Source organism: Dolomitihabitans soli (assembly GCF_022213955.1).
Taxonomy (GTDB): domain Bacteria; phylum Actinomycetota; class Actinomycetes; order Streptosporangiales; family Streptosporangiaceae; genus Streptosporangium_A; species Streptosporangium_A soli.
The window spans coordinates 187523-210887 of sequence record NZ_JAKNTW010000003.1; the positions used below are offsets into that span (position 1 = coordinate 187523).

General features: G+C 69.2%; 26 protein-coding genes. 12 read left to right on the top strand and 14 right to left on the bottom strand.

The window, feature by feature from the left end:
- Positions 1-1193: 1193 nt before the first annotated feature.
- From MBA17_RS08935 to MBA17_RS08945, 3 genes are all read left to right on the top strand, one after another.
- On the top strand, positions 1194-1541 hold the full coding sequence (locus tag MBA17_RS08935) for a site-specific integrase (protein WP_238495824.1): 348 nt from the start codon (positions 1194-1196) through the stop codon (positions 1539-1541).
- A 996-nt stretch (positions 1542-2537) separates the two neighbouring features.
- Complete coding sequence (locus tag MBA17_RS08940; protein ID WP_238495825.1) at positions 2538-3680, top strand: coiled-coil domain-containing protein; 1143 nt, start codon at positions 2538-2540, stop codon at positions 3678-3680.
- Between the two features lie 162 nt (positions 3681-3842).
- Positions 3843-4166: a MerR family transcriptional regulator gene (locus tag MBA17_RS08945; RefSeq protein ID WP_238495826.1), complete on the top strand. Its 324-nt coding sequence runs from the start codon at positions 3843-3845 to the stop codon at positions 4164-4166.
- A gap of 148 nt (positions 4167-4314) precedes the next feature.
- Here MBA17_RS08945 and MBA17_RS08950 read toward each other — a convergent pair whose 3' ends face one another.
- The 3 genes from MBA17_RS08950 to MBA17_RS08960 all read right to left on the bottom strand — a co-directional run bounded on the left by MBA17_RS08950 (position 4315) and on the right by MBA17_RS08960 (position 6219).
- Positions 4315-5190, bottom strand: coding sequence for a sigma-70 family RNA polymerase sigma factor (locus MBA17_RS08950; protein WP_238495827.1), 876 nt, complete (start codon positions 5188-5190; stop codon positions 4315-4317).
- Positions 5187-5579, bottom strand: coding sequence for a VOC family protein (locus MBA17_RS08955; RefSeq protein ID WP_238495828.1), 393 nt, complete (start codon positions 5577-5579; stop codon positions 5187-5189). Before MBA17_RS08955 ends, MBA17_RS08950 begins: the two co-directional genes overlap by 4 nt.
- Before the next feature lie 286 nt (positions 5580-5865).
- A complete protein-coding gene (locus MBA17_RS08960) occupies positions 5866-6219 on the bottom strand; it encodes an ArsR/SmtB family transcription factor (protein ID WP_238495829.1) in 354 nt (117 codons plus the stop codon).
- A gap of 55 nt (positions 6220-6274) precedes the next feature.
- Here MBA17_RS08960 and MBA17_RS08965 point away from each other — a divergent pair, with 55 nt between their 5' ends.
- Together MBA17_RS08965 and MBA17_RS08970 are read left to right on the top strand one after the other, a co-directional pair.
- On the top strand, positions 6275-7039 hold the full coding sequence (locus MBA17_RS08965) for an SDR family NAD(P)-dependent oxidoreductase (protein ID WP_238495830.1): 765 nt from the start codon (positions 6275-6277) through the stop codon (positions 7037-7039).
- Positions 7040-7139: 100 nt separating this feature from the next.
- Positions 7140-8018 carry an ATP-grasp domain-containing protein gene (locus tag MBA17_RS08970; protein ID WP_238495831.1) on the top strand — a complete coding sequence of 293 codons (879 nt, stop codon included), beginning with the start codon at positions 7140-7142 and terminating at the stop codon, positions 8016-8018.
- Between the two features lie 206 nt (positions 8019-8224).
- Here MBA17_RS08970 and MBA17_RS08975 read toward each other — a convergent pair whose 3' ends face one another.
- From MBA17_RS08975 to MBA17_RS08985, 3 genes are read right to left on the bottom strand one after another with little or no spacing between them, the layout of a single operon-like run.
- Positions 8225-8710: a hypothetical protein gene (locus MBA17_RS08975; protein ID WP_238495832.1), complete on the bottom strand. Its 486-nt coding sequence runs from the start codon at positions 8708-8710 to the stop codon at positions 8225-8227.
- Positions 8707-10209 (bottom strand): ATP-binding protein, encoded by a 1503-nt coding sequence (locus tag MBA17_RS08980; RefSeq protein ID WP_238495833.1) that lies wholly within the window; start codon positions 10207-10209, stop codon positions 8707-8709. The genes MBA17_RS08975 and MBA17_RS08980 overlap by 4 nt, the downstream gene beginning before the upstream one ends.
- Before the next feature lie 8 nt (positions 10210-10217).
- Entirely contained in the window at positions 10218-10892 is a 675-nt protein-coding gene (locus tag MBA17_RS08985; protein ID WP_238495834.1) for a response regulator, read from the bottom strand.
- A gap of 192 nt (positions 10893-11084) precedes the next feature.
- Between MBA17_RS08985 and vanY-N the strand changes: the two genes are divergently transcribed.
- On the top strand, positions 11085-11657 hold the full coding sequence (gene vanY-N, locus MBA17_RS08990; protein ID WP_238495835.1) for a D,D-peptidase/D,D-carboxypeptidase VanY-N: 573 nt from the start codon (positions 11085-11087) through the stop codon (positions 11655-11657).
- A 331-nt stretch (positions 11658-11988) separates the two neighbouring features.
- Here vanY-N and MBA17_RS08995 read toward each other — a convergent pair whose 3' ends face one another.
- From MBA17_RS08995 to MBA17_RS09005, 3 genes are all read right to left on the bottom strand, one after another.
- The gene (locus tag MBA17_RS08995) at positions 11989-12681 is read right to left on the bottom strand and encodes an aspartate/glutamate racemase family protein (protein ID WP_238495836.1); all 693 of its coding nucleotides are present in this window, start codon (positions 12679-12681) and stop codon (positions 11989-11991) included.
- A gap of 121 nt (positions 12682-12802) precedes the next feature.
- A complete protein-coding gene (locus tag MBA17_RS09000) occupies positions 12803-14182 on the bottom strand; it encodes a UDP-N-acetylmuramoyl-tripeptide--D-alanyl-D-alanine ligase (protein ID WP_238495837.1) in 1380 nt (459 codons plus the stop codon).
- Positions 14179-15123, bottom strand: a complete 945-nt coding sequence (locus MBA17_RS09005; RefSeq protein ID WP_238495838.1) for a D-alanine--D-alanine ligase family protein — start codon at positions 15121-15123, stop codon at positions 14179-14181. Before MBA17_RS09005 ends, MBA17_RS09000 begins: the two co-directional genes overlap by 4 nt.
- A gap of 210 nt (positions 15124-15333) precedes the next feature.
- Here MBA17_RS09005 and MBA17_RS09010 point away from each other — a divergent pair, with 210 nt between their 5' ends.
- Positions 15334-16068, top strand: a complete 735-nt coding sequence (locus MBA17_RS09010; protein WP_238495839.1) for a VOC family protein — start codon at positions 15334-15336, stop codon at positions 16066-16068.
- 59 nt (positions 16069-16127) lie between these two features.
- Here MBA17_RS09010 and MBA17_RS49275 read toward each other — a convergent pair whose 3' ends face one another.
- Positions 16128-16256: a hypothetical protein gene (locus MBA17_RS49275; RefSeq protein ID WP_274385140.1), complete on the bottom strand. Its 129-nt coding sequence runs from the start codon at positions 16254-16256 to the stop codon at positions 16128-16130.
- Positions 16257-16458: 202 nt separating this feature from the next.
- On the opposite strand from MBA17_RS49275, the gene MBA17_RS09015 reads away from it, so the two are divergent.
- Positions 16459-16956, top strand: coding sequence for a GbsR/MarR family transcriptional regulator (locus MBA17_RS09015; RefSeq protein WP_238495840.1), 498 nt, complete (start codon positions 16459-16461; stop codon positions 16954-16956).
- Here the strand turns inward: MBA17_RS09015 and MBA17_RS09020 are convergent, their stop codons facing one another.
- Positions 16957-18546, bottom strand: coding sequence for an ABC transporter permease (locus MBA17_RS09020; protein ID WP_238495841.1), 1590 nt, complete (start codon positions 18544-18546; stop codon positions 16957-16959).
- Complete coding sequence (locus tag MBA17_RS09025; RefSeq protein WP_238495842.1) at positions 18543-19448, bottom strand: ABC transporter ATP-binding protein; 906 nt, start codon at positions 19446-19448, stop codon at positions 18543-18545. The genes MBA17_RS09020 and MBA17_RS09025 overlap by 4 nt, the downstream gene beginning before the upstream one ends.
- A 71-nt stretch (positions 19449-19519) precedes the next feature.
- Here MBA17_RS09025 and MBA17_RS09030 point away from each other — a divergent pair, with 71 nt between their 5' ends.
- Positions 19520-19984: a GbsR/MarR family transcriptional regulator gene (locus MBA17_RS09030; RefSeq protein WP_238495843.1), complete on the top strand. Its 465-nt coding sequence runs from the start codon at positions 19520-19522 to the stop codon at positions 19982-19984.
- Positions 19985-20051: 67 nt separating this feature from the next.
- Here the strand turns inward: MBA17_RS09030 and MBA17_RS09035 are convergent, their stop codons facing one another.
- Entirely contained in the window at positions 20052-20924 is an 873-nt protein-coding gene (locus MBA17_RS09035; RefSeq protein ID WP_238495844.1) for a class I SAM-dependent methyltransferase, read from the bottom strand.
- A gap of 106 nt (positions 20925-21030) precedes the next feature.
- Positions 21031-21624: a helix-turn-helix domain-containing protein gene (locus tag MBA17_RS09040; protein ID WP_238495845.1), complete on the bottom strand. Its 594-nt coding sequence runs from the start codon at positions 21622-21624 to the stop codon at positions 21031-21033.
- A gap of 249 nt (positions 21625-21873) precedes the next feature.
- Here MBA17_RS09040 and MBA17_RS09045 point away from each other — a divergent pair, with 249 nt between their 5' ends.
- From MBA17_RS09045 to MBA17_RS09055, 3 genes are read left to right on the top strand one after another with little or no spacing between them, the layout of a single operon-like run.
- On the top strand, positions 21874-22224 hold the full coding sequence (locus MBA17_RS09045; RefSeq protein WP_238495846.1) for an ArsR/SmtB family transcription factor: 351 nt from the start codon (positions 21874-21876) through the stop codon (positions 22222-22224).
- Positions 22224-22679, top strand: a complete 456-nt coding sequence (locus MBA17_RS09050; protein WP_238495847.1) for an SRPBCC family protein — start codon at positions 22224-22226, stop codon at positions 22677-22679. Before MBA17_RS09045 ends, MBA17_RS09050 begins: the two co-directional genes overlap by 1 nt.
- A gap of 33 nt (positions 22680-22712) precedes the next feature.
- A complete protein-coding gene (locus tag MBA17_RS09055) occupies positions 22713-23357 on the top strand; it encodes an MFS transporter (RefSeq protein ID WP_238495848.1) in 645 nt (214 codons plus the stop codon).
- Positions 23358-23365: the final 8 nt, after the last annotated feature.

Here is a 23365-nt window from a genome sequence, read left to right on the forward strand (position 1 = left end):
TGAGACAGTTCGAGAAACCGCAGGTCACACAAGATCAAGATGTCACGAAGACTGAGACCCTACGAGTTGCAGGGTCTCAAATTTCGCTGCACAGTCTCGCTGCACAGTCTCGCTGCGCCTATGAAGCGTCTGTGAGACACCACGGGTCAGCGGCCTGCCGAGCCGAGCGTCGTCTCAGTTCACCGCGAGGAAGTGGAACGGGAACTGAGGTAGACCTCAGTGAATCGGCGAGAGACGGCCAGAAAATGCGCAGGTCGCAGCGCGGTCAGCCACACATCAGGCCTTGTCGTCGTCGCAGTGGTAGCGCTCTCGCAGCAGTTGCTGCTCGCGCTCCGACAACCCCGACACGGCCAGAAACCCCCCGGACTCGTCCGCGCCCGTCCAAGGCTGTGCCGCCAGGCGTACCTGGCCAGGTCAGCACGCCGAACGAGCTCGTCCTTATCGCCCGCTGGCGCCACACGCTCGGTCACATGGTCACCATAGCGGTGGCGACGGCGTGCCGACAGCATGAAGGCGGCATAGCCGTGCCCCGGGACGCATGGGACAGAGGCGAACCCGGGGCTTATGCCACCCACGCTAGCAGCCAAGACCTGGCTTGAGGATGAAGGAGACCATCTCGGTCCGGACGACGCGGAACAATGACAGGGCAGACGCGGACCTATGACAGCGGGCGACGCAGATCTTTGACCATACGGGGCCCTGCGACGCGTTCCATGCTTCCAGTCGGCAAGGGTCAGATGATCTCTCACACGGCTCATCACCTCCTCACGGGTACGCCGGTGAGCACCGCAGGTCGCAGCCTTGCCGGTCAGGGCGGGGAGCCATCAACGCTCGCATCGCCTCCCAGACGCGATCAGACCAAAGGCCGACCGGAATCCGCTGTTCTCAGCACCCCCGGGACGAAGCAGGCCAACCAGAGACTTGGGGTCCCGTCTACGGCTTCGCTCGCGGGGTTCGTCGTAAATGTTGCCAAAATCCTTGGCGAATCCAGCGGAACGCCGTCACCGTCATAGATCTGCGCCTCTGGGTGTTGTCGCGCAGCGCTCAAAATGGCAGGTCAACCGCCATATGCATGGCTCTCACTGTCATAGGGCCGCGTCGTTCGTTGCCGAAGGTCTGCGTTTCCGCTGTCAACGGGCCTGCGCGTCACAACCATCGCCATCCCGCGCGGCAGCCATCCGCTGACCGACCCGGTGGCCGCCTGCCGTGACTGGCTGCACGCCCTCGACCAGGCCGGACACGCCACCGGACGACTACTGCGGCGGGTCGACCGGCACGGCACCATCGGCCCCTCGCTCGGCGCCGACGCAGTCAACGTCATCGTCCGCGACCTGGCCGTCCGCGCCGGCGTGCCCTCCGCCGACACGGTCACCGCGCACAGCCTGCGTGCCGGCGGCGCCACCGTCGCCTACGCGGCCGGCGTCCCGGTCGCGGTCATCGCCAAACACGGCCGCTGGGCCCCCGCCTCACCCGTCGTGCTCCGCTACATCCGCGCCGTCGACCGCTGGCGCGACAACGCCATGCGCAACGTCGGTCTTTGAACCCTCAAGGTCGAACCGTCGAGGAAGGGATCTACTGACATCTCGATGACCAGAGCACTGAAACCTAGTGACGAAGACGCTGGTCGGACTGCAAGTGGTCAACACGATTACAGTCGAAATAGTCACGAGATGTCAGTCAGCGAGACGGCTCGAACCGGCGAAGGGAGTACCCCCAGAGCGACATGCGGGCGTGTATCAGGACCCTGCGTGACGGTGGGCCTGGCATATGGGTACGAGCAGGCGAACCCGCGAGCGAAATCGCCCATAACGACTGTTTTGTCATGGCGTGGGCCTGAGTAATCCACTGAAAGGTCAGTGGCAAAGTCGCAGGTCAACTAAGTGACCAGCCTCAGGTAGGTCTCGCTCGCTGATCTGGCCGGACATCCCGTGACCAACGTCGGACACCAGTGACCAAACCGCAGGTCAGCGAAATGACCAATCGCAGCACGTAAGCAGAGGCGCTCCCCGGGGGCTTTGCCGCCACGAGCAAGCCAGACCTGAGACCGACTCGAAGCGCTGACATCTCATGGCATTGCTTGCTGACATGCTGTGGCAAAACAGCAGGTCATCTTCCGTACCGGGGTTGTCAGCACACGGCACATTGCCGTGGCCTGTCAGTGGGATTGGCGGGGGATTCGTGCACGGATACAGGGTCGAAGGTTGAAGAGCACCGAGGTCATCGCCCCGCACGCCCCCCGCAAAAGGACGCTGATCCGGCTGGACGCATACCGTGACTCCAGCTCGCGATCGTGCTGTGACCTGTGTAAATAGCCGTCAGACGACGGAGCACCTCGTGGCACACCCGCTGACACCTTGTGGCAAAAGCCCAGGACAACTTGGTGGCAATCCGCACGCACACCCCAAGCACGCACTCCGGGCCGACAGTAACTTGCGGGAATTGACATTCTCGTGAGTTGCACGCCTCGTTGTGGCGCGCAATGAATCAGATTTTTTGAATTTGATTTTCTGGAAAATCAAAAATGCTACCCTTCGGGGGTGCAGACAGAGACGACGGTGAGGCCCTGCAAGCACTGCGGGACGGAGATCGAGCAGCGGCGGGGGAGGGGACGGCCCAGGGTCTACTGCCCCGAAGGTGAATGCCAGGCGGCGGCGAAGAAGGACCGGGAGTTGCGGCGGGCGACGCCAGGGCTGGAGGGTTCGCTGGCCAGGACCGAAGAGCTCTATGAGCGCATGGAGAAAGGGCTGGCCGCGGCGATCGCTCCGCTGGCGCAGGTGCTGGCCGAGGAACTGAGCCCCGCGGGGGTGGAGGCCAGGCTCAGCGCCGTACAGGCGGAGGCGCACACGCGGGTGGCCATCGCGCGCACTGAGCGGGAACAGGCGTTCGAGCAGGTACGGCTCGCACGTGAGGCCGCCGAACACGCCCGGCGCGAGCGCGATGAGACACATGAGCGCATGCGTGAGGCCGGGGCGGAGCGGGACGCGGCGCTGAATGACGCGGAGACCGCCCGCGAGCAGGCGCTGGCGGCGCTACGTGAGGCCGCGAGCACCGAACGGCTGGCACGCCAGGCCGAGAAGGAGGCGATACGGCGGGCGGAGGTGGCCGAACGGAACCGCGACACGGCGGTGCGGGAACTGGCGGAGCGGATGGAACAGGCGGCCGACGAGACCCGGGCGGCTGTGGCGCGTGCCGTACAGGCGGAAGGAGAGGCACGTTCGGCTCGTCAGGAGCGGGACGGCGCGCAGAGCGCGGCGGAGGAGGCACGGCAGGCGACACGGCAGGCCGAGCAGGCCGCAGCGGCGGCGCAGGCGAGCGCGGCGGCGGCCGGGGCCGAACGGGAGCGGGCGATCGCGCGGGCCGAACGCGCCGATCAGACCCATGCCGCCGCGATGGCCGAGGCCGCCCAGGCTCGTGCGAGCGCGATGGCCGAGGCCGCTGAGACGAGGGCGCAGGCCGTACAGGCTCAGGAGCGGGCGGCGCGGGCCGAGGAGCAGGCCGCGGCGGCCGAGTCGGAGTTGCGCACGGCCGTCGTCCAGCGGGAACGGCTGATCGGGGAGTTGGCGCTGGAGCGGGCTCGCGCCGGCGACCTGCGCGCGGAGATGGCGGCGTTGCGCGCGGAGGCAGCCGATCTTCGCGAGCGGGCGGTCACCGCAGAGATCCGTGCCGGGGAGGGTGGTTGACGCACCGCTGGCCGTCCTCGGCAGTCCCCGAAGTCGTGGGGGTAGCCCAGCCCGCCCGAGCCTGAAGGGCTCATCCCGGCCCGGTCGTCAACAGAGGCTCTGCCGGGTACGGCTGCACCGACACGCCGATACGATCAGTAGTTTAGCTGTTACTGAGAGTGCATGATCGGGATATCGCAACGGCGGAACTCCGCCTCGTCTCGAACAGGGAGCCCATCATGCGACGTAGCGTCCACATACTCACCACTCTCACCGCGGCAGCACTACCGCTACTACAACCCCACCGCGGTCGCCCGGCTCCAGCGGATCCTGCTCATGCGCCGGCTCGGCATGGGCCTGCCGGCCATCGCCGAGGTGTGGTCCGCAGAAATGACCAGTTCTGCGAGAGCTGATCTTCGTTCTCAGAGCCTCTCGCAAAACATGTTTGGCGGTCGCAACGGGTGTGGTGCAAGCAGGTGCGGTCCCAGGCGTCCTGACATCCGGTGAGGACGCTGGACATCGGCGACGAACCGGCCACCCGCGTGACTGACCGCTCATGCCGAAGACAGCGCTGTCCGAACCGGCCACGCCGCTAAGGAACTCGGTCGGCCCGGGACGACTTGCACATGCACGGGCCGACCCTGACGACACCGGCTCAGGCCGGGGCGGGCAGATGGATCGAGGCGAGTTTGGCCGGGTCGACGACGATGTGGATGCCGGTGATCCGGCCTTCGGTGACGGTGAAGGCGATGACGGAGAGAGGGGTTCCGTCGGGGCGCCAGGACATGTGGCCGGGGATGCCGTTGACCAGCACGGGTCGTTGGCGGGCTATCTCGCCGGAGAACATGCGGGCGCCGGCGGCGACCTCGGTGGCGCCGAGGGTGACGACCATGCCGTCGGGGGTGTCGACGGTCAGCTTCACATTCGGGTCGAGGACACGCAGGAGCGCTTCGAAGTCGCCGCTGAGGGCGGCGGCGCGGAATGCCTGGACGACCTCTCGGTGCGCGCGGCCGGGGCCCGCCGGCCGGTCCGTTGCTTGGACCTTGCGGCGGGCGCGGCTGGCGATCATCTTGGTGGCGTCGGCGGATTTGCCCAGGATCTGGCCGATTTCGTGGAACGGGACCGCGAACATGTCGTGCAGGACGAACGCCAGGCGCTCGCTCGGGGTGAGCGAGTCGAGCACGACGAGCAGGGCGAGGCCGACCGAATCGGCCAGCGCCACCTGCTCGTCCGGCGCGGGGTCGTCGGCGGGCGTCACCACGAGGTCCGCATACTCGTGCCCGTAGGCGGTTTCGGGGTGGGCTCGGCGGGATCTCAGGAGGTCCAGGCTGATTCGGCCGACCACGGTGGTCAGCCAGCCCGCCAGGTTGCCGATGGTCGCCGCGTCCTGGCGGACGAGGCGCATCCAGGCTTCCTGGACCACGTCCTCGGCGTCGGCGTGCGAGCCCAGCACGCGGTACGCGAGGGCGCGCAGCCGATCGCGCTGGGCTTCGAACGCCTCGGTCACGAGGCCGGACGGATGGGTGGTCACGGCTTGCGCTGCTGACGGAGCGAGACCCGGTTGCCGTCCGGGTCCACCGCCTCGATGCGGACCCCGAACGGATAGTCCACGGGTTCGGACTCTTCGAAGGTGACGCCGCGCTGGCGCAGGATCTCGAAATCCTTACGCAAATCATCGGATTCGAGGATCAGCGGCCCGGGCGCGGCATGCTGGCCCACGTCGCCCGGCTGTCCCGCGGCCTCCGCATGCGACCACAGGAGGATCTGCACCGGGCTATCGGGAACGCCGACGGTGAGGAACCGTCCGTCGGGCCCCGAGAAGTCGATCCGCTTTTCCAGGCCGAGTCCCTCGGCGTAGAACTCCAGCGCGCGGTCCTGATCGGTGACGTAGATCGTCACGTACATGATGTTGGTCAGCATCCTGTCCTCGATTCACTCGTTGGTGCGACGACCGTTCGTATTCGGTCGTCGCACCTATGACGAGCGCCGACGGGAGAAGGTAACAGGACCGGTCCGCCGGAGCGGTTACCGGGCGCATGTTCTTGCCTCGGGTGCGGGCGGACTCGTGGCCTTCGAGGGGCGGTCGCGGATGTACTCGCGTTCCATGCCGGACAGGGCGGCCGGCATCCGCACGTGCCGGGCCGGTTTCGGTGCCGGCGGTCGAGGGGCGGGGCAGTTCGGCGCCCCGAATCACCCACTGGCATGGTCAGGCGGGTTGCGCGGCGTCCTTCACGCTCACCTGATGGCCGACGTCCTCATCCTCGGCCGCGGCCAGCACGGCCTGCAGCAGGCCGGGGAAGCGGGCCTGGAGCTCTTGCCGCCGCAGGATCACGAAGCAGCGGGTGCCCTCCTGGCGGGTGCGGGTCAGCCCGGCATCACGCAGCACCCGCAGATGGTGGCTGAGGGTGGACTTGGCCACCGGCGCCTGCAGTTCGCCCCAGCCGCGTTCACGGCCGTCGGCCAGTACCCGCACCAGCCCGACCCGGATCGGATCGCCGAGGGCGGCCATCACCCCGGTCAGCGCGATCTCGCCCATATTGGGGTGATGTGCCCGTCTCATCTGCCCATGGTAGCTTGTTCGATGTTTCACGAACATCGAACGAGAGGGTTGTGCCATGACCGCCCCGCCCAGCAGCCGACTGCAAGACCAGGTCGTGATCGTGACCGGAGCCGGATCCGGCATCGGCCGCGCCACCGCGCTCGCCTTCGCCCATGCCGGAGCGCACGTGCTCGCCGTGGGCAGGCGCGCCGAGGCCCTGCACCAGACCGCCGCCCAGCATCCCGGCATCGCCGTCCTGCCGGCCGACATCACCGGCGACGGCACCCCGCAGGTGGTGATCGACGCGGCGGCCGACCGCTGGGGGCACCTGGACGTCCTGGTCAACAACGCCGGAGCCACCGCCGCCATGCCGCTGGCCGACACCGACGCCCAACGCGTCACCGACCTCTTCGCGCTCAACGTCACCGCACCCACCCTGCTCGCCCAAGCCGCGCTGCCGCACCTGCGCGCCGGCCGCGGCGCGATCGTGAACGTCTCCAGCACCTACGGCCACCGCCCCCTGCCCGGCGCCGCCCACTACGCCGCCTCCAAAGCCGCCCTGGAACAGCTGACCCGCAGCTGGGCGCTGGAGCTTGCCGCCGACGGCATCCGCGTCAACGCCCTGGCCCCCGGCCCCACCGAAAGCGAGGCCCTGACCGCCGCCGGCCTGCCCGACGCCGTCGTCGAGCAGATCAAGCAAGACGAGACCGCGCGCATCCCCCTGAGCCGCCGCGGCACCCCCGAGGAGGTGGCCGCCTGGATCGTCCACCTCGCCGATCCGGCCGCCACCTGGATCACCGGCCAGGTCCTCACCATCGACGGCGGCCTGGAACTCACCTGAAGCGACGCCCAGGCCCCAACGGACGGATCTCCTTCAAGCCGAACCGCCCCACGCTTCACGGGATGTGTAGTTTGTGGCTGACCCGATTGTCAGGAGAAGCATGTCTTCCGGCCGGTCCAGAGTCCTGTTCGTCACCGACCTCGCCTACCAGGCTCGGGGGCGGCGCTACTGTGACGAGGACATCTTCCTGTCCTCCCGGCTCCGGGAGGACTTCGACATCGCCCTGTGCCACCCGCTGGACGCGGCCGCGCTGATGGATGCCTTCGACGCGGTCGTGGTACGCAACAGCGGCCCCGTCCTGTACTACCGGGACCGGTACGAGGCCTTCCTCGAGCAGGCCGCCCAGCGCGGCACCCGCGTCTACAACCCCCTGACCGGCCGCGGCGACATGGCCGGCAAGCAGTACCTACTGGATCTGACCGCGGCCGGACACCCGGTCATCCCCACCGTCGACCGGCCCCAGGACCTCGGCCTCCTGCCCGAGGCGGACCAGTACGCGGTCAAGCCCAAGGCCGGAGCCGACTCCATCGGCCTGGAGTTCGTCACTCGTGACCGGCTCACCGACCTCACCCACGCCTCCAACGGCGACCTCCTGGTCCAGCCGCGCATCGACTTCCGCCACGAGGTGTCGTTCTACTACGTCGACGACACCTTCCAGTACGCCCTGTACGCTCCCCGTCCCGACCAGCGGTGGGCCCTGGAGCCGTACGAGCCCACCGAGGCCGATCTCGACTTCGCCCGGAGCTTCGTCGACTGGAACACCATCGACCACGGCATCCAGCGCGTCGACGCCTGCCGTACCCAGGACGACACCCTCCTCCTGGTCGAGCTGGAGGACCTCAACCCCTACCTGTCCCTGGACCTCGTCCCCGACCAGACCCGCGACGCCTTCGTCACCAGCATGAAGGCGTCCCTTCGCCGATTCCTCGACACTCCGGCCGGGCACGGGCAAGACGGAAGCGGGCTCGACCCTTCATAAGAACAATTCGGCAACTACGCCGCCGCGGCTACGCGACCAACCTGGGTGAGAGCGAACGTGGCATCGCCGCGGTCGCCGCATGCGTGCGGTCGCCACCGCGCGCGGGTACCCGACCTCGCCGCCGCGGTCATCGTCGCCACCCACCGCCGGCCGCACGCTCCACTCAATCTGACCAAGACCAGGCGATCTCTCCGAAGTAGAGGATGCTACCCCGGGCAGTTTCGGGGGCCGACGCTCTGCCCTGCACCGACGACGGTGACCTGAGCAGGGCTCTCCGGCCCGGTGACGGCGGCGGCGGTGCACACGATCTGCTCGACGGCCAGTGCGGACAGTTCGCCGACCGGAATGGACAGGGTCACCACCAGGGGGTGGTCCGGCTCGGTGGTCACCGAGAACGGGCCGGCTTCGAACGGGACGTCGGTGGTGAATCCGTCCGCCTGTTCCCTTGCGGTGGGTCCGTCTGCCAGCAGCGCGAGCCTGTCCGTTAGCAACAGTCGACCGCCGGGCCGCGTAACCGCGCTGACTCGGCCGTTCTTGACCAGGTAGAAGGTGATCGTTGGGGTTGATTCAACGCGTCCGCTGGGCGGGTCGCCGACGGGGATGACGTCGCTGGGTCGCACGCCGCAGCCGGCCACGGCGACGAGCGATACGAGGCCCGCGGCGAGCACGCGGCGGGCGAGCCCGGTCCTCATTCGGGGCCTCCCGTGTTGATCTGCCCGTCCGGATCGGGTGCCCGGCGTGGCAGGCGCAGCGTAAACGTGGCGCCGCCGTCCGGGGCGTTGGTTACGGTGAGGTCGCCTCGGTGCAGGCGCGCGTTCTCCCGTGCGATGGCGAGGCCGAGGCCGCTGCCCTCGGACCTGGCCCTGGCCGCGTTGGCCTTGTAGAACCGGTCGAACACGTGCGGCAGCACCGCTTCGTCCAGCCCCGGTCCGTGGTCGCGGACCTCGAGAGCGATCCAGTGCGGGTCGGTGGAAAGCCGTACCGACACCGGTGGCTCGCCGTGCCGCAGGGCGTTGCCGACCAGGTTCGCGAGGATGACGTCCACTCGGCGCGGGTCCAGCCGCGCCATCACCCCGGGGGCAAGCTCGGCGTCCACCGACTCCGACCAGCCCCGAACGCGCAAGGTCGCGCGCACCAGCTCGGCCACGTCGACCTCGTTCAGCGTGAGGGCCGCGACGCCGGAGTCGAACCTGCTGATCTCGATGAGGTCGTTCACCAGAGCGGTGAGGTTGAGCGTCTCCTGGCTGACCAGACTGGCGGCCCTGCCGGCGGGCTCGGGCAGGCCGGCCGCCTCCTCCTCCAGGACGTCGGCGACCGCGGCGAGCGCGGCCAGCGGGGTGCGCAGCTCGTGGGACACATCGGCCACGAACCGGCGGGCGTCGGCCTCCATCTCGCGCAGCTGCTCGACATGCCGTTCCAGCTCCGCGGCGGTGTTGTTGAACGTACGCGCCACATCGGCCAGCTCATCGGAGCCGCGGACCGCGATCCTGGTCCGCAGCTCGCCCTCGCCCAGCAGGCGTGCCGCCCGACCGAGCTCGCGCACCGGGCCCAGCACGCCACGGGTGGCCAGCAACGCCAGGACGACCGCGAACGCCAGGGCTGCCCCGCCGGTGAGCCAGGCGCGCGCGGCGAGCTCGTCGACGCTGCGCTTTTCGGCAGCCAGGCTGCGCGCGACGTAGACCTCGATGCCGGACACCCGCGTCGGCCGACCCTGCTCGACGATCAGCAACGGCGTGCCGACGATCAGCCAGGGCCCGTCCTGCAACACCACACGTTGCCACGCGGTACGGCCGCCGGCCACCTCCCGTCGCAACTCCGGTGAAATCGCCCCGAGATCCACGACCGGCGGCCTCCCCTCCGGCCCCCAGCGCCCTGGCGGCCCGGGGACCGGCGGCCCGGTGACCGGCGAGTGCATCTCGCGGTAGAAGGCGAACCCACAGCAGTCCTGGTCGGTCGCGGCGGCGGCGATCTCGTCGAGCTGGGTCTGGTCCGGTGTCGCACTTTGCAACGGGTAGAGCGCCTCCAGGCGGCTTGTCATCGCCAGCACCGCGGCATCCTGGGCCCGCTGCAAGATGGCGTTGCGGGCCTGGACATAGCTCCCGCCGGCCACCGCCGCCGCGGTGACCACACACAGCAGTGCGAACGCGAACAACAGCCGGGCACGCAGCCCCGGGCTCGGCCGAGGTGTCACCCGGCGGCTCACACCGGCCCGAACCGGTACCCGAACCCACGCACCGTCTGCACGTAGACGGGCGCCGCCGAGTCGTCCTCGATCTTCGCGCGCAACCGCTGCACGCACGCGTCCACGAGACGCGAGTCGCCGAAGTACCCGTGCTCCCACACCGACTCCAGCAGCTGCTGGCGGCTGTGCACCCGGCCCGGCGTGCCGGAGAGCTCGAGCAGCAGGCGCAGCTCGGTCGGGGGGAGGCCGACCGGCACGCCGCGCTTGGCGACCACCAGCCCGGCCCGATCGATGGTCAGGTCCCCGTGCCGCTCCAGCTCCGCCTGGTCCCGGCCGATCCGCCGGAGCACCGCGCGAATGCGCGCCTCGAGCACCCTGGGCTGCACCGGCTTGACCACGTAGTCGTCGGCGCCCGCCTCCAACCCGGCCACCACGTCGATGTCGTCGCCGCGCGCGGTCAGCATGATGATCGGTACCTCGCCGGCGGCCCGGATACGGCGGCAGACCTCGAACCCGTCCATGCCAGGCAACATCAGATCGAGCACGACGACGTCGGGAAGGTCCGTACGCAGCCGGTCCAGCCCCTGCTCGCCGGACTCCACCGCGCGCACCCGGTGCCCATGCCGGGTCAGGGCCAGCTCAAGGCCCTCCCGCACGGCCGGGTCATCCTCGATCAACAACACTCGCGACACGCCGCCGAGTATCAACAGCACGCTCCATAACTCGCCCGCCGGTCTACCCCATCCACTGTCGACCGGTCGTGTCCCCGCCTCGTCCGCGCCGTGTCATGGTTGTGTCACGGCCGCGCCGACGGTGGCCGCCGTCGACAAACGGTGACATGCGGCGGACAACGCGCGCACATCCGGCGCCAATCGTAGTTCGTCATGAACGAACCACGCACCATCCCATCTCGGCCCCGAGACCGGCTGTACGCCGCGGTCACGCTGGTGCTCGCCCTGCTCCTGCTGCCCGCGGCCATCGTTCGCCATCCCGGCCGCGCTCGCGAACTGGCCTGCCGCTGGGCGTTACGGATGCGATTCCCCGCCGAGGACCTCACCGGCCTCACCGACGGCGCCATGGCGGCGTTCACCGCGGCGCGCACCGAGGCGCTCTGGCGTCACGGCCAGCTCATCGGCCTCACCTCGGGATACCGCGATCCCCTTGTCCAGCAACGGATGTTCGACGAGGAGGTGCACCGCTCCGGCTCCCCGGCCATGGCACGCATGCTGGTGCTACCACCGGCGGAATCCAACCACGTCAAGGGCATCGCGCTGGACGTGCGCCCCCACGAAGGCGCGCGCTGGCTCGAGGAACACGGCGCCCGCTACGACCTCTACCGCATCTACGACAACGAGTGGTGGCACTTCGAGCACCGCCCGGACAGCGGCGGCACGCCACCACGACGACGACCCCACCCCGGCGTGGGCTACGTAAGCGAGCACAGGGACCAGTCATAACCCAGGTCCGAGTCCACCCATGTGTGGGATCTGGGGACGTTGACGGGCTTGCGCGCGAAACCGAACCGACAATCCGACCAGCGCGCCCAAGGGTCCGGCCCGGGCGTTCGGAGAGGGGGTCAGGGGTATGCCATCGGGGAGCAACAACGAGTCCGGATTGCTGGGATGGCGCCTGCAAGCAGCGCGCGAGATGGCGTTTTGCGGGGCGGGAGGAAGAGCTCGCGGTTTCAACGCGGCGTTGTACGGCGGCGGCTGGAGCGTTCTGTACGTGCACGGTCCCGGCGGTATCGGGACACCTGAGCCGCCACATCGTGCCGCGACCGAGGGTATGTCAGTCGGCCAGCGCGAAGTCGGCCGCTGCCTCCGCGTGCAGCCGGGCGCTCGGCAGCACCGGGATGGCGGTGTCCTTCTCACTGATCAGGAGCTCGATCTCCGTGCAGCCGAGGATGACGCCTTCGGCGCCGTCGTCCGCGAGATCGGCGACTATCCGGGCGTACGCGTCCCTGGACGATTCCCGGATCACCCCGCGCACCAGCTCGTCGAAGATCACGCGATGGGCCAGTTCCCGCTGCTCACGCCGCGGGACGACCACGTCGAAGCCGTGGGCGGCCAGCCGATCCCGGTAGAAGGGCTGCTCCATGGTGAAGCGAGTGCCCAGCAGACCGACCTTGCGCATCCCCCTGGCGCGGACCTCTGCGCTCACGGCGTCGGCGATGTGCAGCACGGGCACGCTCGCGGCCCGCGCCACGTCGTCGCTCACCCGGCTGAAGGTGTTGCTGCAGATGAGCAGGACCTCGGCGCCGAGGTCCTCCAGTTTCCTGCCCGCACCAGTCAGCAACGTACTCACCTCGTCCCAACGGTCGGCGAAGATGAGGTCCTCGACGGTCGTGTAGTCGACCGACCAGATGAGACTGTTGGCGGAATGGCTGCCGCCGAGTCGCTCGCGTACCCGCTGGTTGATGATCTGGTAGTAGATCACCGTTGATTCCCAGCTCAACCCGCCGATGAGACCGATAGCGCGCATGGAACTCCGTTTCGCTAGCTTGTGCCGGCCACGGTGACGGTGCCGCCACTGGTCTGGTCGAGTCCGGCCAGGCAGTGCATCAGCATGGACTTGCCCGATCCGATCGGCGATGCGCCGACGGTCAGGCACCGGCCAGCGCACGGGCGCAGGCACCGAGCCCGATCTCGCTGGAAGCCTTGACGAACACCACGTCTCCCGGTTCGAGAAGCGCGGTGGCCAGCCTGAGGGCCCCGGCCACGTCCTCGACGGCATGGACGGCCACGCCCTGGTTCGAGGACTCCGCCGCCTCCGCCATCGCGAGCGGATCCCCTGCTCCGACCGCGATCAGCACGTCGAAGCGGAGGTCGGCGACGAGCCGGCCCATCTCCGCGTGCCGGGCGCGGGAGGCGTCCGCCTGCTGCCCCATCGCACCGAGCACGGCGACCGTACGACGGGTGCCGGCCAGGGCCTTCACCGCCCGCAGCCCGGCCCGCATGGATTCGGGGTTGGCGTTGTAGGCGTCGTTGACGATGGTGATGCCGTCAGGTCGTTCGACGATCTCCAGCCGGCCCGCGGAGCGCCGCCGTGCGGCGTTCAGCCCATCGGCGATCTCGGCGACGCCCAGGCCGAGTGCGGTGGCGACGGCGGCGGCGGCCAGGGCGTTGCTCACCTGGTGCTCGCCTATGAGGTCGAGCTCGACCGGGGCGCGGCCGGAGGGCGTCACCAGCTCGAACGCGGCTCGCGCGCGGTCGGCCATCCGCGCATCTTCGGCTCGCACCTGCGCCTCCGCCGACCCGCCGTACAACAGGATCTGGGCCCTGGTGCGGCCGGCCATGCCCATGACGTACGGGTCGTCGGCGTTGAGCAGGGCGAAGCCGTCCGCCGGAAGTGCTTCGACCAGCTCGCCTTTGGCCTCGGCCACGTCGGCCGGCCCGACTCCCATACGCTCCACATGTGCGGTGCCGACATTGAGCACCACCCCGATCTGGGGCGGTGCGAGCCCGGTCAGGTACGTCAGGTCGCCCTTCCGGCCCGCACCCATTTCCAGCACCAGGTATCGGGTGGTGGCATCGGCACGCAGCACGGTGAGCGGCAGCCCGAGCTCGTTGTTGAACGACCTGTCGGTGGCGACCGTCGCGGCGTGCCGTTCGAGCACCTGGGCCAGCAGGTCCTTGGTCGTGGTCTTGCCCACGGAGCCGGTCAGGCCGATCACGGTCGGGCTGATGTGTTCGAGCAGGTGCCTGGCCAGCAGGCCGATCGCGAGCTGGACGTCCTCGACCACGAGGGCGGGCACGCCGACGGGCCTCGAGGCCAGCACGGCGACGGCGCCGCCGGCGATGGCACCGGCCGCGTAGTCGTGACCGTCAACGCGGCCGCCGACCGTCGCGGCGAACAGGCCGCCAGGCACCAACTCGCGGGAGTCGACCGCTGAGGGCGCCGTCACCAGCGCCTCCGGGTCGCGCACGTCATACAGGCTTGCGCCGACGACCTGCGCGATCTCGCTCAGCGTCATGGGGATCATGAGCCGCTCCTGGCGAACGCGAGGTCGATGAGGCGGCGCAGCAGGTCCGGGTACGGGACACCGCTTGCGGCCCAGGCCCTGGCGTAGACGGAACGGGAGGTGAAGCCCGGCATGGTGTTGATCTCCAGCACGTACAGGCGTCCCGTGTCCTCCTCATAGAGGAAGTCGACACGGGCCAGGCCGTAGCCACCGATCGCCCGGAAGGTGCGCAGGGCCAGCTCACGCACGTCCTCGGCCACCCGTTCCGGCAGCACGGAAGGGATGATGGCGATCTCGGCCTGGCTGAGGTACTTGGCCTCGTAGTCGAGCCAGTCGCCGGGCACGATGAGCTCGCCGGGCACCGAAGCATCCGGAGTGTCATAGCCGCCGAGCACGCCGCAGATGACCTCGCGCGCGGTCACGCCCTGCTCGACGATGACCACCCGGTCGTAGGCCAGCGCCAGATCTACGCCCGCGCGCAGCTCCTCCATGGAGGTGACACGTGAGATGCCGATGGAGGAGCCCATGTTGGCCGGCTTGACATACATCGGCCAGTCGAGCGACTTCACCAGACCCCAGTGGTCGGTGGTGGTGCTCCATTCGTGCTTGGTGAACCACACATGTGGGGTGGCCGGAATGTCCTCCGCCAGGAACGTGCGCCGCATCGCGACCTTGTTCATGGCCACGGCAGAGGCCATGACGCCGCAGCCCACGTACGGGATGCCCAGCGTTTCCAGGTGGCCCTGGACGACGCCGTCCTCGCCGAACGGCCCGTGCAGCACGGGGAAGACCACGTCCGCCAGATCGCGTCGCAGCTCCACCGGCCACCTGCCCTGCCGGTCGATGATGACGGCGACGGGCTCGTACAGATCCCTCGGCAGAGCATCGAGCACAGCCTGCGCCGACTGCAGTGACACCTCGTGCTCGGCGGACGGCCCACCTGCCAGCACAGCCACGCGCATGCGTTCAGTCACGATCAATCAGCCTTCCTCAGTGGCGCGGAGACAGCCGGACCCACCGCTGGGGAACAGGCGCCGGTCAACCCCGTCCACTGTCGGCCGACCGTGTCCCCGCCTCGTCAGCGTCGTGTCATGGTTGTGTCACGGTCGCGCCGACCTCCGATGGTGCGTGGGTTCATCCTGGTTAATCCGTTGGGGAATAGGGTTGGCGGCATGGCGCTGCGACTTGTTCAGGTGAATTTCAAAGCCCGGGACGACTCGGCGCTCGGCCGGTTCTGGGCGGAGGCGCTCGGCTGGGGCGTTTCCAGCGAGGGACCCGGCGTGACCAACGTTGAACCCGTGGGTTTCGTGTGGCCGGACCCCGCCGCCGTCTGCGTCGATGTCGTCACCGTCCCGGACCCCGAAACGGTGAAGTACCGCGTGCACATCGATCTCGCCACCACCTCTGCGGCCCATCACGCGGAGTTGGTCGCGCGCCTGAAGGAGCTCGGCGCGACGCCCGCCGATGTGGGCCAGGGCGACGTCCCGTGGACGGTTATGGCCGACCCGGAGGGCAACGTGTTCTGCGTCCTGGAGCCTCGGGAGATCTACCGGGACACCGGGCCGATCGCCGCGGTGGTGGTCGACTGCGCGGACCCGCGGGCCATGGCCCGGTTCTGGGGCGAGGCGATGGACTGGACCCTGCACGAGGTGACCGACGATCACGCGATGCTGCGCTCCGCCAAGGGGGTCGGGCCGTATCTTGAGTTCCTCCGCACGCCCGACGTGACCGTGTGGAACCGCGTCCATCTCGACCTGCTGCCGTACCGCGGCGAGGATCAAGCGGCGGAGGTGGCCCGGCTGCAGGCCCTCGGCGCGACGCTCGCTGACGTGGGCCAGGGCGACGTTCCGTGGAAGGTTCTGGCCGACCCGGAAGGCAACGAGTTCTGCGTCCTCGGCCCGGCCTGACGCGGAGCATCCCCGCCTGCGGGCCGGACAGCGGCAAGCCCCTCGACGTAGTACTTGTTTCAGACGCTGAGAGTGATCCCGTGATCGCCGAGCAACTCGGCCGCGAGCACCCACTCGCCCGCCACCTGGACGACTTTCTCACCGACCAGAAGAACGCCAACGCCTACTCCCACAGCGTGCGCGCCCACTGCGGCGACCTCCTCCAGTCCACGCCCACTGCGACGGCGAACTCGCCGACCTCACCGCCGACCCGGTCCGCGCAGTCCTCGCCGACATCAGCGAGCTGTCGGCGGCGACCCGCAAGTGCTTTTCTTAATTCGCGAAATTTCATAACTATATAGACTGTGTAAACTCGGCCGGACCAGGCGGAGGCGACGCGGAGAGGCATGGATGGCGGAGACACTCGACACCGGCGGCGATCAGGAGACCGCAGCCACGCGGTTCCTGGAGCGCTTCGCCATGATCATGTCCGATTCCGGCTATCCCCGGATGGCGGCCCGCGTGTTCGCTGCGATCCTGGTCTCCGAGGAGGGCAGGCGCACCGCCGCCGAGCTCGCCGAACAACTACGGGTCGGGCCTCCAGCGATCTCCGGGGCGGTGAAGTACCTGATGCAGGTCGGGATGATCACCCGCGAGCGGGATCCGGGTCAGCGCCGCGACCACTACCGCGTCGACCAGGCCGCCTGGTACAAGGCGGCCCTGTCGAGCGGTGAGGTCTACCGCCGCTTCGAAGAAGGCGCGCAGGAAGGGCTGACGGTGTTCAGCCCTGAAACGCCGGCCGGCGCACGGCTGGAGGAGATCCAGCGCTTCTTCGCCTTCCTGCGCAGCGAGGTTCCGAGGCTGATGCAGAGGTGGCAGGAGCTGAACACGGGCTCGAAGAACGGCTGATCACACGAGGTCGCGCCTGCGCAGCCCGACGACGCCGAGCGCGGTCAGGACGGCCGCGACGACGGTCAGCCCCGCCAGTGGAGCCGTCGACATCTGCCCGAGCACGGCCCAGGGCACGTGCACGAACGGGATGATGTTCAACACCGTCTCGTCGATCTGCCCGAGCATGCCGAACACGTCGAGCAGGATGAAGGCGATCCAGACGCCCCAACTGGCCGTCGCGAGCCGGGGAAGCAGCCCGACCAGAGCCACCGCGATCCCGGTCATCACCCACACCGCGGGCAGGTAGGCCAGGGCTCCCCCGAGCACCTGAGGGAGCCTGCCCAGATCGCCGGTGCTCAAGCCGTACCCGAGACCGGTGGCAGTGCCGAGTGCGACCAGGACGACCGCGGGACCCGCGGCGGCGATGACCAGGTGGCTGAGCGCCCAGCGGACGCGGCTCACCTGGGTCGCGAGCACGAGGTCGGCGCGCCCGGCCGACTCCTCCGATCGCAGCCGCAGCGCCGACAGCATGCCGTACGCCGCGACGATCCAGGCCAGCATGGACAGCAGGTAGTTGACGAAGAAGTCGACGGGCCTGGCGTCCTCGCCGCCCACTCTGGCGATCATCTCCATGATCTGCGGAGCGTCGATCTGGCCTTCCAGGCCGCCGGAGACGGCGCCACCGAGCGCGAGGCCGCCCACGGCGAAGCCCACGGACCACGCCACGACCTGACCGCGGTGCAACCGCCAGGCCAGGGCCAGCGGGCTGCGCAGGCCGGGCACCGCCGTGGCGGGTCCGAGCCGCGGCGGCAGCAGGCCGGCGGCGAGGTCGCGGCGGGCCGACAGCGCGCGAGCAGCGGCGACCAGCAGGGCGACGAGGCAGAGCAGCAGTGCCAGCACCCACCACTGTTCCCCCGCGAAGGGCCGCACGTGCAGCGTCCAGCCCAGCGGCGACAGCCATGACAGCCAATCCACCCCGCCCGCGTCGCCGACCGCGCGGATCAGGAAGAAGACACTGAAGACGGCCACGCCGAGACCTCTGGCGGCGACGGCGCTCTCGGTCATCTGCCCGACCGCGGCGCCGACCGCGGCGAACGTCCATCCCGCGGCGGCCAGCGAGAGGCCGAGCGCGATCGAACCTGCCGCAGGCAGCCCGCCGCTCATCAGCAGCGCCGACATCAGGACGGCGATCAGCAGGTCGGCGGCGAACACCACACCCAGCACCGCGGCCAGAGGCGCGTGCCTGCCGACCACGCCGGCGCCGAGGAGTTCGCGGCGACCCGACTCCTCCTCCACGCGGGTGTGCCGGATGACGAGCAGCATGCTCACCAAGCCCAGCAGCATCGCGCCGGAGGAGCCCACGGTCCACGCGGTCAACCCGCCGACGCTCGCATCGAAGACGAGGCCGCGGGTGGCCAGCTGCGCGGGATTGGCCATTGCCTCCTCGGCCACCGACCGCAGGGACTCGGCGGTCGGGTACAGCGCGACGGTGCTGTTGGCGATGCTCGTCGGGAAGACGGCGGCCAGCAGACCCCAGACGGGCAGGATCAGGCGGTCGCGGCGGACGATGAGGCGGGCGAGAGTGCCCGCTCCGGTCAGCGCGCTCATCGGGCCACCTCGTGCTGCGGCGCCGTACGGTAGTGGCGCATGAAGAGGTCCTCGAGCGTGGGCGGGGCGGCGGTCACGTTGCGCAGACCCAGTGCGGCCAGACGGCCGAACAACTCGTCGAGGTGCGCGGGCTCGACCTGGCAGCTCACCCGGTTGCCCTCGACGCGCAGGTCGTGGATGCCGGGCAGGCCGGTGAGCCCGTCCGGCTCGTGGGCCAGCTCCGCTGTGACCGAGGTGCGGGTGAGGTGGCGGAGCTCGACCAGGGTGCCGGTCTCGACGACGCTGCCGCCGCGGATGATGCTCACCCGGTCGCACAGGGCCTCCACCTCGGACAGGATGTGGCTCGACAGCAGCACGGTGCGGCCACGCGCCTTCTCCTCGGCCACGCAGTCCCTGAACACCGCCTCCATCAGCGGGTCCAGGCCGGAGGTCGGCTCGTCGAGGATGAGCAGCTCCACATCCGAGGCGAGCGCCGCGACCAGGGCGACCTTCTGCCGGTTGCCCTTGGAGTAGGCGCGGCCCTTCTTGCGCGGGTCGAGCTCGAACCGCTCGAGCAGGCTCGACCTGCGCTGCGCGTCGATCCCGCCGCGCAGCCGTCCCAGCAGGTCGATCACCTCGCCGCCGGACAGGTTGGGCCACAGCGTCACGTCGCCGGGCACGTAGGCCAGGCGGCGGTGCAAGTCGGTGGCGTCGTCCCAGGGGTCGCCGCCCAGGAGGCTCGCCTTGCCGGAGTCCGCACGCATCAGGCCGAGCAGGATTCGGATGGTCGTGGATTTCCCGGCGCCGTTCGGGCCGAGGAAGCCGTGCACCTCGCCGGTGCCGACGGTTAAGTCGAGACCGTCGAGCGCACGTGTCCGGCCGAACGTCTTGACCAGGCCGGACACGGAAATCGCGTTCGTCATGAGTCTCAAGCTACACTAAATTCACGAATTTCATGAAGTCTCAGAATTGAATGCGGCCTGGGAGGCGAAGAATGACGACAGACGAGCGGTGGTTCCTGGAGCATTTCGCCATGATCATGTCGGGATCGGGTTACCCTCGGATGGCCGCGCGCGTGTTCTCCGCGATCTTGCTTTCCGAGGAGGGACGGCGTACGGCCGGCGAACTCGCCGAGGTGCTCGACGCGGGCCCGCCGGCCATCTCGGGCGCGGTGAAGTACCTCACCCAGGTGGGCATGGTCATCCGCGAGCGAGCTCCAGGACAGCGGCGCGATCATTACCGAATCCACGAGTCGGCGTGGTACGGCGCGCTGGGACCGGCCAACGAGGTCTTCCGCCGCTTCGAGGAGGGAGCCCGCGAGGGCGTGGCGGTGTTCGGCGCCGACACCCCGATCGGCGCCCGGCTGGAGGAGACCCGGAGCTTCTTCGCCTACCTCGGCGCAGAGGTCCCCAGGATGCTGCGCACATGGAGTGAGATGCCGGCCGGCCTCGAGTCCTGACATCGCGAGTGCCGACGCACCCCGCTACCGTCGAGCAGTCCCGTCGGGCAACCAGGGGTGCTCGGGATCAGGTGCGGCGTGCGGCCCATACGGCGCGCACTGTGCGCACCGCCAGGTCGTCGCGGCGCAGGATGCTGCGCGGGCTACCGGTTTCCAGGAGCTGGTCGAGCGCGGTGAGGTCCTCGGGGGAGAGCTCGGTGGCGGCGGCGTTGCGGATGCGTTGCAGGCCGACGAGGGCGTAGCGGCCGATCGCTTCGCTGCGGGAGCCCTCGATGTTCACGGCGATGGTGCGTTCACTCTCGACCGTAAAGCCGGCGGCGGTCAGCATCGGGCCCCAGTCGGCGCCGCGGTGGGGCATGTTCTCGGCGTGGACGCGGTCGGTCACGGCATGGCAGCGCTCTTCCAGGCCGGGCCGGTCCTCGGGGGCGCTCTCGGGCAGGAAGCGGGGGAAGCCGGCCAGCTCGACGACGGCGAACAGGCCGTCGGGGGCGAGCACTTCATGGACGTTGCGCAGTGCGCGATCGGGGTGGGCCATGTGATGCATCGAGGCCGATGCCCACACCAGGTCCGGTGAGCCGAGGTCGGGCCAGGCGGGGTCGTCGAGGTCGGCCTGCACGGTGCGAACGCGCTCCTCCACGCCACGGGCGCATGCCTTGGCGCGCAGACGCTGAAGGTGTCCGGCGGATGTGTCGACGGCGGTGACGTGCGCGTCGGGGAAGCGGTCGAGGAGGGCGAAGGTGCCCGCGCCCGTGCCGCAGCCCAGATCCACGATCTGACGCGGGCTTGTCTTCAGTGGCAGCCATGCGGTGATGGAGGCTATGTGTTCGGCGAGGACCTCGGCGTCCAGGTCGAGGATTTCCGCCTGGACGTCGGCGTCGTGCTCCTGGTGGCGTTCGTGCTGAACGCCGTGGTGGTGGGTGTGCGGGTGCGTCTGGTTCATGCCTCCACAGTAGGACCGTCATGCGTATGCGGCATGAAGATTTGCTGTTAAAGCAAGGCAATGGCCGGATGCGCTGCCCTTCGCGCAAGATGTCCGGCCCGCGCAGTCATTCACGGGTGCCCTGCGCGTCGTAGTCGCTGCCCTCTCGCTGGTGGCCGCGGCGGGCGTCGCGGTCGAAGATGCCCAGGATCTCGCAGGGTCTACCCTCGGCGCCGATCGCGTGCGGCATCATCGTGGGGAACTCGGCGGCCTGGTTGGTCTCGATGCGGAAGCGGCGGTGACCGAGCATGAGGACCGCGGTGCCGGACAGGACGACGAGCCATTCGCGTCCGGGGTGGGCGCGCATGCGCGCGGAATTCTCGGGCGGCGGTTCGGTCATGCGCTGGCGCACCACGCTCATGCCGGGATCGCCCTTTATGGGCCAGCGCATCAGGCTGCGGGCGCCATCGATCATCGGGCTGGTGACAATGTCGTCGGCGGCGGTCTCCACGAGCTGATCCAGCGTGGTGTCCAGGGCCCGGGCGAGGGTGACCAGCTGATCCAGGGCGAGGCGGCGCTGACCGTTCTCGATGCGGCTCAGCGAGGACTGGCTGAGGTGGGCGCGGGTGGCCAGCTCTTCCAGGGACCAGCCCTGCGCCACCCGCAGGGCGCGGATGCGTATACGTACAAGGCTGTCCAGCTCATCATCTTCTTGCGTCATGAGCAACATCGTATGCCCATGATGCAAGGCGGGGGGTTAGCGTCCTGGATGATCGAGAGTGTGTCGTACCGCCGACCCTCGCGCCGGGGCCGGCTCCGAGCATCACGCAGTGCTGCATGTCCGTTCGCCGTGGCTGTACGAGAACAGGGCCGAACGCGCGAGCCCGCCAGTAGATCGGACCACCACGATCGGGATCATTGGTTAAGGAAGTACTTGACTATAAATGTGTGCCGACTCATAGTTAAGAACATGCCTAACTATGGCGGGTCGCTGGACCGGGTGTTCCAGGCGCTGGCGGATAGAACGCGCCGGGCGATGGTGCAGCGCCTGATCCGCGGGCCGGTGCCGGTCAGCGAACTGGCCAGGCCACTGGAGATGTCGCTACCGGCGGTCATGCAGCACATCCAGGTGCTGGAAGCGTGCGGGCTGGTCAGATCCGAGAAGATCGGCCGCGTCCGCACCTGCCGCATCGAGCCGGACGTACTGCGGACGGCCGAGGACTGGCTTGCCGAGCAGCGCACGTCCTGGGAACGGCGCCTGGACCAGCTCGGCGACTACCTGCTCGATGATCCCGGCACACCGGAGCAAGGGAGCTTGTGATGATCGACCGTTCTGTCACGCACGCCACGTTCGCCCTCGAACGCCTCTACCCGGCCACGGCGGCCCGGGTGTTCGCGGCATGGGCCAACCCGAAGGCGAAGGCCCGCTGGTTCTCCACCCCCGATGCGGACCATGAACTGGACTTCCGGGTCGGGGGTCGGGAGGTCAACCGCAGCCACCTGGACAGCGGCCTGTCGATGACGTTTGAGTCGTTGTACCGCGACATCGTCCAGGACGAGCGCATCGTCTACACCTCCATGTTGCACGTGGGAGACGACCTGGCGACGGCGTCGCTGACGACCGTGGCGTTCTGCCCGGCCGATGGGGGCACGCAGCTGGTCCTCACCGAGCAGGGCGCCTTCCTCGATGGCCGGGAGGAGCCCTCCTGGCGGAAGCACGGCACCGGCGACTGGCTTGACGCGCTGGGCGTCGAGCTGGGTGCGGGAGGGGCATGAGTGAGCCCGCGGGCGGCCGCCTTGAGGTGGCGGGTGCTGGTGTTGCTGGGCACGGCGTTCTTCATGACCATCCTGGACGGGACCAGCTTGCTCACCGCCCTGCCGGCCATCGAGCGGGAGTTTCGGGCGCACGGCACCGCCGTCCAGTGGGCGGTCACGGCCTACGCGCTGGCCTTTGCGGGCCTGCTGCTGCTGTGCGGCCGCGCCGCGGATCTGCTCGGCCGCCGCAGGGTCTTCCTGGCCGGAATGTCGCTGCGCGTGTTGGCCTCGTTGGGATGCGGGTTCGCCCCGACGGTCGAAGCCCTGGTCGCGGCCCGCGCTTTGCAGGGTGTGTCGGCCGCCATCATCGCCCCCGCAGCCTTGTCCATGGTGATGAACGCCTTCGCCGAAGGCAGCGAGCGGAACAGGGCACTGGGAATCTGGGGTGGGATCGGAGGGTTCGGTGCCACCGCCGGGCTGCTGCTGGGCGGCCTGACGCCGCGCATGCACCCACGCCTGGGATCGCCGCGCCGCAGACGCTGCTTCCGGGTCATCAGGCCGCGTTCGGCGTGGTCGGCCTCGTCGCGGCACTGGGCCTGGTCATCGCTCTGGCCATGCTCGGCAAGCGATCGGCACCGGTCACCAAAGAGACCGCGGCGCCTCCCGTTGACCAGACCGCATTCCCGCCTGACCCATTGAGGAGCTTC

What these genes read in the sequence shown, in the direction of transcription:
- MBA17_RS08945 (WP_238495826.1), top strand. Translation starts at nt 3,843, where the DNA reads ATGATCGGGATATCGCAACGGCGGAACTCCGCCTCGTCTCGAACAGGG.
- MBA17_RS08955 (WP_238495828.1), bottom strand. Translation starts at nt 5,579, where the DNA reads ATGCTGACCAACATCATGTACGTGACGATCTACGTCACCGATCAGGAC.
- MBA17_RS08960 (WP_238495829.1), bottom strand. Translation starts at nt 6,219, where the DNA reads ATGAGACGGGCACATCACCCCAATATGGGCGAGATCGCGCTGACCGGG.
- MBA17_RS08965 (WP_238495830.1), top strand. Translation starts at nt 6,275, where the DNA reads ATGACCGCCCCGCCCAGCAGCCGACTGCAAGACCAGGTCGTGATCGTG.
- MBA17_RS08970 (WP_238495831.1), top strand. Translation starts at nt 7,140, where the DNA reads ATGTCTTCCGGCCGGTCCAGAGTCCTGTTCGTCACCGACCTCGCCTAC.
- MBA17_RS08975 (WP_238495832.1), bottom strand. Translation starts at nt 8,710, where the DNA reads ATGAGGACCGGGCTCGCCCGCCGCGTGCTCGCCGCGGGCCTCGTATCG.
- vanY-N (WP_238495835.1), top strand. Translation starts at nt 11,085, where the DNA reads ATGAACGAACCACGCACCATCCCATCTCGGCCCCGAGACCGGCTGTAC.
- MBA17_RS08995 (WP_238495836.1), bottom strand. Translation starts at nt 12,681, where the DNA reads ATGCGCGCTATCGGTCTCATCGGCGGGTTGAGCTGGGAATCAACGGTG.
- MBA17_RS09000 (WP_238495837.1), bottom strand. Translation starts at nt 14,182, where the DNA reads ATGATCCCCATGACGCTGAGCGAGATCGCGCAGGTCGTCGGCGCAAGC.
- MBA17_RS09005 (WP_238495838.1), bottom strand. Translation starts at nt 15,123, where the DNA reads ATGCGCGTGGCTGTGCTGGCAGGTGGGCCGTCCGCCGAGCACGAGGTG.
- MBA17_RS09010 (WP_238495839.1), top strand. Translation starts at nt 15,334, where the DNA reads ATGGCGCTGCGACTTGTTCAGGTGAATTTCAAAGCCCGGGACGACTCG.
- MBA17_RS09015 (WP_238495840.1), top strand. Translation starts at nt 16,459, where the DNA reads ATGGCGGAGACACTCGACACCGGCGGCGATCAGGAGACCGCAGCCACG.
- MBA17_RS09020 (WP_238495841.1), bottom strand. Translation starts at nt 18,546, where the DNA reads ATGAGCGCGCTGACCGGAGCGGGCACTCTCGCCCGCCTCATCGTCCGC.
- MBA17_RS09025 (WP_238495842.1), bottom strand. Translation starts at nt 19,448, where the DNA reads ATGACGAACGCGATTTCCGTGTCCGGCCTGGTCAAGACGTTCGGCCGG.
- MBA17_RS09030 (WP_238495843.1), top strand. Translation starts at nt 19,520, where the DNA reads ATGACGACAGACGAGCGGTGGTTCCTGGAGCATTTCGCCATGATCATG.
- MBA17_RS09035 (WP_238495844.1), bottom strand. Translation starts at nt 20,924, where the DNA reads ATGAACCAGACGCACCCGCACACCCACCACCACGGCGTTCAGCACGAA.
- MBA17_RS09040 (WP_238495845.1), bottom strand. Translation starts at nt 21,624, where the DNA reads ATGACGCAAGAAGATGATGAGCTGGACAGCCTTGTACGTATACGCATC.
- MBA17_RS09045 (WP_238495846.1), top strand. Translation starts at nt 21,874, where the DNA reads ATGCCTAACTATGGCGGGTCGCTGGACCGGGTGTTCCAGGCGCTGGCG.
- MBA17_RS09050 (WP_238495847.1), top strand. Translation starts at nt 22,224, where the DNA reads ATGATCGACCGTTCTGTCACGCACGCCACGTTCGCCCTCGAACGCCTC.